The organism is Bradyrhizobium viridifuturi, from assembly GCF_001238275.1.
Lineage (GTDB): Bacteria > Pseudomonadota > Alphaproteobacteria > Rhizobiales > Xanthobacteraceae > Bradyrhizobium > Bradyrhizobium viridifuturi.
Genome location: NZ_LGTB01000094.1, coordinates 1 through 7,618 on the forward strand (window position 1 = coordinate 1; position 7,618 = coordinate 7,618).

A 7,618-nucleotide genomic window follows, 5' to 3' on the forward strand; every position below is an offset into this window, starting at 1 on the left:
GTCAGCCAGAACTCTGGGGAAAACGACTCAACTCGGCATAGTTCGGCGGGCGGCATAAACCTGCAAGATGAACGACGCTGATCCGCAAGCCCGGCTCGCCGACGTGCTGGCCAGGCTTCCAGATCACACCGTCAACAGAATCGTCGATCTACTCCCGTGGAATTGGAAGGTGACCGGACAGTCCAAAGCCGCTGCCGCCTGAGCGCCACCGCAGACCCGCAGACCCGGCGCGCCTGCCCGGGGTGCTGGTCGGATGCGTACAGAAGATCCGGCGCGGCGTCTATCGCAGCGTGGGCGCCCTCAGGGCCGACATCGCCTCGTTCATCGAACGACACAACGCCGATCCCAAACCGTTCCGATGGACCAAATCCGCCGATGACATCCTTGCTTCCGTCAAGCGCTTCTGCCGTTACAATGCCCCGGCAAAACACCACCCGATGTTGCGAACTTCTGGTTCAGGACACTAGATGCCGTCGGCCACATAAGACTTGCACAGTTCGCGCAAGCTACGCGAATGTCGACTGCTGTGGTTTCAGCGCGCGGGCGGAGGGCACCCCGAGCGAATCCAAACCTCCATCTTCCAAGACCCGTTCAGGGAGCATTGGTTTGGACCGGCTGGCCCTTGTTGGAAACCGATAGCCTTCGCTCGCTGCGTCGAGCTCGCATTTCTCAAGTTGTGGACCTCGGCCGGCATCTCCGCGTATGCCTCGCCTGCCTTGACGCCTTGAAGGTCTGCGGCGGCTTTCCATCAGCTTCGTAGACAACTGCGCCTTCAACCACATAACGAATCTCGGCGTTGGGTGTAAATGTCGGCCGGTAGAGGAGTTCGGCGGGATGTCTGATGCTGGTTGACATCCGCTTCAGGACGGACGAGGACCGACGGCATGCGAACAACCGCAGCCTCACTAATCTTGGTAGGTGCTTCGCAGGACGTTTCTTAACATACTGGTCGACAAGCCTATTGCGTGGTGCCACGTCATTCGTAAGGAGCAGTGCTATGTCCAAACTTCAGGGTACGTATGTGAACGACAACATCGGAGCGAAACTCGTAATTGCTCAGGCCAACGATTCGAATGGCCAGATCACCTCGGCTACCATCAGCTATAACGGTCACAACTATCCTGCGACCGGTCACTACCATTTCAAGAACAGTACCGGACCAACCACGGTCGCAGTACTGACCGGCCTGGACGACGACACCGGCTATGTCGCTCTCTCTTTGACCTCCGACAGCCAGGAATTCAAACGGCTAAAGAGCTTTGGCGGGCTCGCCAATTTCGACGCCGAAACAATCGGCCTCGGCGGCGCTTTCATTCGCCAATAGCATAGAACTAGTTTGGCTGCTTGCGGTTTCGAGCAGCCAAACAAGAGCGCGCGGCCATTGTCCCTTTGCTCCGGGTCATCCCAACTCCGGTCGAATCTGGTCGACAAATGACGGCTTTCCAATGACCGTGTCCCCGGTGCCGGGTGAGACCGGTGCGGGATCGTCGACATAGCGATCAGGCGAATACGATCTTCCGTGCTGGAAGAGTTGACGTTCTAGTCACGTCGCGCGTCCCACTGTTCGATGTAGCCAAGTCGCTCGGCCAAGTCGCTCGAAAGCGCCGCAGGATCTCTGTTCCGCTTCTCGAACCCTTGCAAAGGTTGTACTTTTGCTGAGACACGTCGTTGAGATTAACATCAATTCGCTTAGATGTGTGCAACAGGAGCTGTTTGATGATTCGCTTTCCGGCTAGCGTCTCGACAGTATTCTCATTCTTTGCTGCGGTGTGCTGTGGGACCGCGATCCCGACCAGCGCATCCTCCTTCGACGCGTGCAGTACTGGCAGTCGCTGCCTTTCGGTAGACACAAACGGAAAAGTTGTGCCGCAGCCCGGCCCGTTTGTCGCACAATGCACCGGCCGCTTTCCCGACTATATCGTAAATTCTTCCCATGATGCAGGAGCTTACACCGGACCTTGGTTCTTGTTATCGCAAAACTATCCGACAACGCCGCCGCAGGATAGCTATCCTTGGCTTAAGATTGATTTTAGCGACGTCGATCGGTATCTCTATGCCCTGAGGGACTATTCGTTCGAAGGCATGATCGAAAGCGATTTCAGGCCCGAAAGGAATTCTGTACGCCCTTGGTTTCATATGCCGCTGATGACTTATGGACCTCCGCGTCGCGAGCCCATTAGAGGTTTAACTGAAGAGCGGTCCGTCACCGGCCCCGAACTTGGAGTAAAGCCAAACGTAACTATTAGGAACTTTGCGATCGGTTTCTATAATGCTCCCGGCGCGACCACGATAGGAACGGTCTGGGCGAGTGCTAATCCGAATCTCGCCGCCGCCCGATTTGCCGAAGGTACCGCGTCCTTCAAGATCCTTTTCAGCAACGCAAAGCCGGAAGACTTTACCGATTCATCGGCCGATCCGATGACCGGAGCCCCTGAGTTCACGATCCTCACGGACAAAGGTCTTCAAACCCTGCGACTTCTTCAGATGGACGTCGCCGCTGTCGATTCGCGCGCGCCGACTGGCTGGGTGTTCGGTACGTTCGCATTCGACAAAACGGCGACCGATGCAGTTTCCTGGAAGCGGTTGCGTCCGGTCGGCATGTCGTGGGGCAACGACGAAAATTATACCCCGGCGGATAGAGCCGCTGGCAAAAAATTGACCGAGTCGGGACTCTCATCGCAGATCCCCGGCTTTGCATTGAAGCATCTCGGCTGGGCCGGCCGACCGAACGGCCCGGTCGACAATCCTGCTTCCGGCTGCCTTAGTTGTCACGGCACGGCCGAATTTCCAGTTGCGGCGGCGCTTGGTCCGTTCTCGAACAAATGCGATACGGATGCAAAGCGTCTTTTCTGGTTCCGGAATTTTCGTGGCGATACTCCGTTCGGCGCTGTTGACCCGGCAACGTGCGAACAGACGATGCCGGCTGCGGAGCTAAAGTCGCTAGACTTTTCGCTCCAGATGAAGGTCGCTGTTCAGAACGCCGTTCAATTCAAGGTGACGAACCCTTGTGCTCCCACTGCACCGCTGGACGCGGAAATGCGTTCCGCCGCTCCATATTCGAATGCACCGCGCGTAGGACGATGACAGAGCGACGGTTTTCAGACCCTTAGCTTGACTACCCCGAAATGACCGCGATCCTGCGGTGTGCGGATGGCCGGCCAAGCAAGTCCATGGCTAGCCGTAGCGACGGGTTACGGCGTCCATGGAGCAGGTGCGAAGATCCGCCGCAAGACGCGCGCGGAGTGGCTCGCCCTCAAGCCGGACGCCCACGAAGGCTATGTGAACTGGGAGAGGTTCGAAGCGATCCGTACAATGGTCTCCAGTAACTTGCCAACGAGCCGGCATCATGGCGCGGCCAAGCGTGGCGAGGCTCTGCGCGCTGGGCTCATCCGCTGCCGGCGTTATGGCCGCAAGCTGGCGCTGCGCTACAGCGGTATGAAGTGTCACATGCCCCGTTACAGCTGCTCGCGCGGCTGGATGGACAACGGCGAACCGCGCTGCATCGCGTTCGGAGGCTTGCGCGTCGATGATGCGATCGAAGAGACATCGCTAGGCGTTGTCGGACCCGGCGCCGTCGCGGCGGCTACGGCCGCCGCAGCCCATGCCACACATCAGAAGGATCAAGTTCGCGAAGCGCTGGGCCGTGATCTCGAAGCGGCCCGTTACGCGGCCGATCGCGCCTTCCGGCAATATGACCCGGCTGATCCGGCAAACCGCCTGGTTGCCGCAGAGCTTGAGGCGCCCTGGAATCACTCGCTTACCCGCGTCGCGGAGGTGGAGAGCAAGATTGCCGCGCATGACGCGGCGACCGCACCGACAGCGATCGATCCAGCGCGGCTCAATGTGCTGGCCTCAAACCTCAAGGCAGTCTGGTCAGGGCCCACCACCGATACGCGGCTGAAGAAGCGCATCGTCCGTACGCTGATCCACGAGGTTGTTGCCGATATCGATGACGAAGCGTCTGAGATCGTTCTCTCCGTGCTCTGGGCCGCTGGCGCTCACAGCGAGATACGGCTGCCGAAGCGTCGACGTGGGCAGCGTAACAGCACCTTCGGCGACATCAAAGCAGCTATCCGGCAACTCGTGCTGATCGCCAGCGACGACCTGATTGCGGGCCTGCTCAACCGCAACGGCCTCAAGACGCGTAACGGCAACCGCTGGACCCGCGAGCACCGCCACGCGATCTTAACATCGGACCCCCGTCTTCCGGCGAGCCGAGGATAGCGTCGAGACATGGTCCAATCTCTCCGACACCGCCAGGCTTCTCAAGGTCGCACCACCCAAGACGCTGCGCTTGGCTGTAGAAGCTGGTCAGATCGAAGCCGTCCATCCTCTGCCGGATGGGCCCATGGATCTTCGCGCGCGCGCCGCCTTGAGGACGGATGCCGCCACATCCATCACCGCACTGGCGCGGCAGAACCCAAAACCCCCGCAGGATCGCATCCCAATTAGCAAAGTCTCTTCTCTTCAACAACATAAACAAATCGGTGCTCTGATGCGCGGTTGTAGAAGCCGATCCAGTTTGCGATGCAATCTGGAGCTGTGATGAAGCGAGGTGGATCTCACCTTTCGCAAGCGCGGCATGTCTCAAAATGCGATGGAGGCGCCGTGTCAACTGGATGGTGCGGCTATGGAAAAGCCAAATTTCCTTGAAGCAGACCATGTTTCTTGGACGGTTCCGGATCTTGATGCCGCCATTTCTTTCTACTGCGATGTGTTCGGCGCCACCGAGCTCTTTCGCTTGGGACCGCTGGATGCCGCCGACCTACCTCGCGGAACGGACGGTCGAGACTGGATGGAATCTCACGTCAACGTGGCGGAGGCCAGGTTGAGGTTCGCTATGTTGAAACTCACGCCGAATCTGAAATTTCAACTTGTTCAATACGACAAGCCCGAACAGCGCCGGTTTGACTTGCCCCGGAACTGCGATCGTGGCGGACACCATCTTGGCCTCGGGTGGATGATGTCGGTAAGGCGGCTAGTTATTTGGCCGCTCACGGCTGCACTGTCCTCGACGCAATTTACATCGATGCGGGCCCGCTGGCTGGAAAGACCAATCTCTATGTTCTCGATCCTTGGGGGCACCAACTTGAAATCGTCGACTGAGTGCTTGCAAGCACATCTCGTAGGGCCCTCGGTGATCATTCACCCTTTGTAGGGTCGGGCGCCGGGCCGCTCACCGAGGCGTTGACCCCTTCATCCAGAAACTTCTCGGTCTCCTCGGCGAGCCGTGCTCTTCCTCGGTCAATTCAGTGGTGATGGCGCAATAGTCCGCGAAGGAACTCGCGGGCGTAATGGATTTTGGCGATCAGCGCTTGACGCTCGCGCTTAAACTGTTCGTTGCCAAGTTTTTGCATTGGACCTCTCGTTTCGTTCCGCACCCTTGCGTTGGGCGAATACCAAAGCTCTAGGCCAGCAGCTGACGCGCTCGTATTAACCTGGGATGCGAGTACCGCGGCCTGGGACCGGGGCCTAATTTTTCTTCCTGAGTGCCGCGAGGGCTGCGGCGGCCTTGGAGATCGCTTCTTGTATCTCCGGGAAGTAATCGTCGCGGTCGGCTCGCGCTAAAATATAATCGGGATCGCCGACGTAGCCGTCGCCGCTTTCACGGATGATGCTCCTGTGGGTAATCAGCCTCGCAATGACGCGACGGACTCTCGGCAACGCCACGTTGAGCAGCCTTCCAATCGCGCTGATTGTGATTGGATTGAGATCGGCATCGTCGTTAAGCGGATCACCATACCCACCAGCATCTCTTCAGCCATTGCGCCGATGTGCTTCGTGCGGCCGTAATCGCGATGGATCGCCGAGCATATGGCGCGCATCATTTCGTAGACGATTGCGGCTTGGCGCTGCCAGACTTTGGGGGGCCCCTTGAAACTCTCCTCCCTGCGCGCCCGTGGGAATGTCCCGCTCTCTGTTGAAGTTCGGAGCGACGCAGCCAAGTTTTGAGAACTACGCGTGCGCGTTCCAGACGATCGTGATCACCAATTCGAGGCCATCGTGATCACTCATTCCAGAGCATCGTGATCACCGTTTCCAACGGATCGTGATCGCCCATTCCAGGGAATGTGATCGTTTTTTCCAGCGGATCGCGATCGGGGACGGCGAGGCGCACACCACTGACAGTCTGCAACCCAGGTAGCTTGGTCTTTTGCCCAACCGCAGAGGATCGAGATGCCGACAGAGAGACTGTCCATGCGCCACATTCGCGAAGTTTGCGCCTGCACCACAGCGTCGGCATGTCGCAACGCGCGGTTGTGAGAAGGCGACGACCCGAATGGGCGCAACGATCGAACAAATCTGGATCAGGAAAACCAGCTAGAGCCAAAGAGCCGACGTGCTCGGGGCTGCCCGCCGGAAAGACCCTCCACAGCTTCGACTTCGAGGCCGTGCCGATGGTCTCCAAGGCGCAGGTGAGCGCGCTCGCCGCAGGCGACGGCTGGCTGGGCAAGGGCGCCAATCTCCTCCTGTTCGGCCCGCCTGGCGGCGGCAAGAGCCACTTGGCAGCAGCTCTCGGCCTTGCCCTGATCGAGAACGGATGGCGCGTCTTCTTCACCCGGACCACCGACCTCGTTCAGAAGCTCCAGGTGGCTCGCCGCGAGCTCAATCTCGAGGCCGCCATCAATCGCCTCGATCGCTTCAACCTCGTCATCCTCGATGATCTTGCCTACGTCTCCAAGGACCAAGCCGACACCAGCGTGCTGTTCGAACTCATCAGCGCACGCTACGAGCGGCGTTCGATGCTGATTACCGCCAATCAGCCCTTTGGCGAATGGAACAGGGTCTTCCCGGACCCCGCTATGACCCTCGCCGCCATCGATCGCCTCGTTCACCACGCTACCATCATCGAGATGAACGTCGAGAGCTATCGCCGCCGCACCGCGATCGAGCGAAAGCGCGGTCCAGGACGGCCGCCGGAGCACGCGACATCAAAAACACGTGCTGATTGACGCTCCGCGTCAATCAGAGCCAACAAAGCTCTTGCGCGCGACAACATCGCGGCAATCATCACTACGCCGCGACACTGACTTGCTACCTTGATTGCCGCGCTCTTCCGACCCAGATCGCCGCGCTATACGACGTCGAGTTCTGGCACCGTGTCGAGCTTAAATCTAGGAGCTTCGCCCAAGAGGCGTCGTTGCTCTACGTGAAGTTTGGAATCACCAGGAGCTCCATTGCCTTGGTCGAGTTGCTGGCGCAGCAACGCCTGGCTGTCCTGAAGTCGGCGGGCGATTGATTACTGCGGCCCCGCCGATCGACTTGTGATCTGAGGCCGGCAAACTGGACCATTATTGGCTAGAGTTTTTCGCACCGATTCCCCGGCTGGGAGGAGCGAAGGACGATGAAGGCCTCGAGGTTTTCGGACGCCCAGAAGGCGTTCATCCTGAAGCAGGGCAGTGACGGGGTTGCGGTAGCGGAGATCTGCCGCAAGGCCGGGATCAGCCAGGCGACCTACTTCAACTGGAAGAAGAAATACGACGGGCTGCTGCCGACGGAGATGCGACGGCTGAAGCAGCTCGAGGAGGAGAACGGCAAGCTGAAGAAGCTGGTGGCGGACCTGTCGCTCGACAAGGAGATGCTGCAGGACGTGATCCGCCGAAATGTATGGTCCACC

At 59.0% G+C, this 7,618-nt stretch carries 7 protein-coding genes and 3 pseudogenes; 8 read left to right on the forward strand and 2 right to left on the reverse strand.

Features of this window, described 5'->3' with window-relative positions; translation table 11 throughout:
* Positions 1–58: 58 nt before the first annotated feature.
* The 6 genes and pseudogenes from ALC15_RS42895 to ALC15_RS40500 form a co-directional block, all read left to right on the forward strand.
* Positions 59–202 (forward strand): annotated as a pseudogene (locus ALC15_RS42895) (transposase domain-containing protein); the annotation flags it as partial.
* 58 nt (positions 203–260) lie between these two features.
* Positions 261–467 (forward strand): annotated as a pseudogene (locus ALC15_RS44650) (IS630 family transposase); the annotation flags it as partial.
* Positions 468–997: 530 nt separating this feature from the next.
* Entirely contained in the window at positions 998–1,324 is a 327-nt protein-coding gene (locus ALC15_RS40485) for a hypothetical protein (protein WP_050632090.1), read from the forward strand.
* Between the two features lie 392 nt (positions 1,325–1,716).
* Positions 1,717–3,084 (forward strand): hypothetical protein, encoded by a 1,368-nt coding sequence (locus tag ALC15_RS43930; protein ID WP_128089747.1) that lies wholly within the window; start codon positions 1,717–1,719, stop codon positions 3,082–3,084.
* Positions 3,085–3,150: 66 nt separating this feature from the next.
* On the forward strand, positions 3,151–4,224 hold the full coding sequence (locus ALC15_RS47025) for a hypothetical protein (protein WP_244486492.1): 1,074 nt from the start codon (positions 3,151–3,153) through the stop codon (positions 4,222–4,224).
* A 331-nt stretch (positions 4,225–4,555) separates the two neighbouring features.
* Positions 4,556–5,158 carry a VOC family protein gene (locus ALC15_RS40500; protein ID WP_200914750.1) on the forward strand — a complete coding sequence of 201 codons (603 nt, stop codon included), beginning with the start codon at positions 4,556–4,558 and terminating at the stop codon, positions 5,156–5,158.
* 314 nt (positions 5,159–5,472) lie between these two features.
* Here ALC15_RS40500 and ALC15_RS40505 read toward each other — a convergent pair whose 3' ends face one another.
* Together ALC15_RS40505 and ALC15_RS47435 are read right to left on the reverse strand one after the other, a co-directional pair.
* Positions 5,473–5,670 carry a hypothetical protein gene (locus ALC15_RS40505; RefSeq protein WP_050632092.1) on the reverse strand — a complete coding sequence of 66 codons (198 nt, stop codon included), beginning with the start codon at positions 5,668–5,670 and terminating at the stop codon, positions 5,473–5,475.
* A gap of 337 nt (positions 5,671–6,007) precedes the next feature.
* A complete protein-coding gene (locus ALC15_RS47435) occupies positions 6,008–6,409 on the reverse strand; it encodes a hypothetical protein (protein ID WP_162240559.1) in 402 nt (133 codons plus the stop codon).
* Here ALC15_RS47435 and istB point away from each other — a divergent pair.
* Together istB and ALC15_RS40520 are read left to right on the forward strand one after the other, a co-directional pair.
* Positions 6,351–6,953 (forward strand): annotated as a pseudogene (gene istB / locus ALC15_RS40510) (IS21-like element helper ATPase IstB); the annotation flags it as partial. The gene ALC15_RS47435 and the pseudogene istB sit on opposite strands and share 59 nt — an antisense overlap.
* A gap of 392 nt (positions 6,954–7,345) precedes the next feature.
* On the forward strand, positions 7,346–7,618 hold a 273-nt coding region (locus ALC15_RS40520), incomplete at its 3' end, for a transposase (RefSeq protein ID WP_050632094.1).

Bases quoted from the DNA above. Each gene is read 5' to 3' on its own strand.
- ALC15_RS40485 (WP_050632090.1), top strand. From the start codon at position 998: ATGTCCAAACTTCAGGGTACGTATGTGAACGACAACATCGGAGCGAAA.
- ALC15_RS43930 (WP_128089747.1), top strand. From the start codon at position 1,717: ATGATTCGCTTTCCGGCTAGCGTCTCGACAGTATTCTCATTCTTTGCT.
- ALC15_RS47025 (WP_244486492.1), top strand. From the start codon at position 3,151: ATGGCCGGCCAAGCAAGTCCATGGCTAGCCGTAGCGACGGGTTACGGC.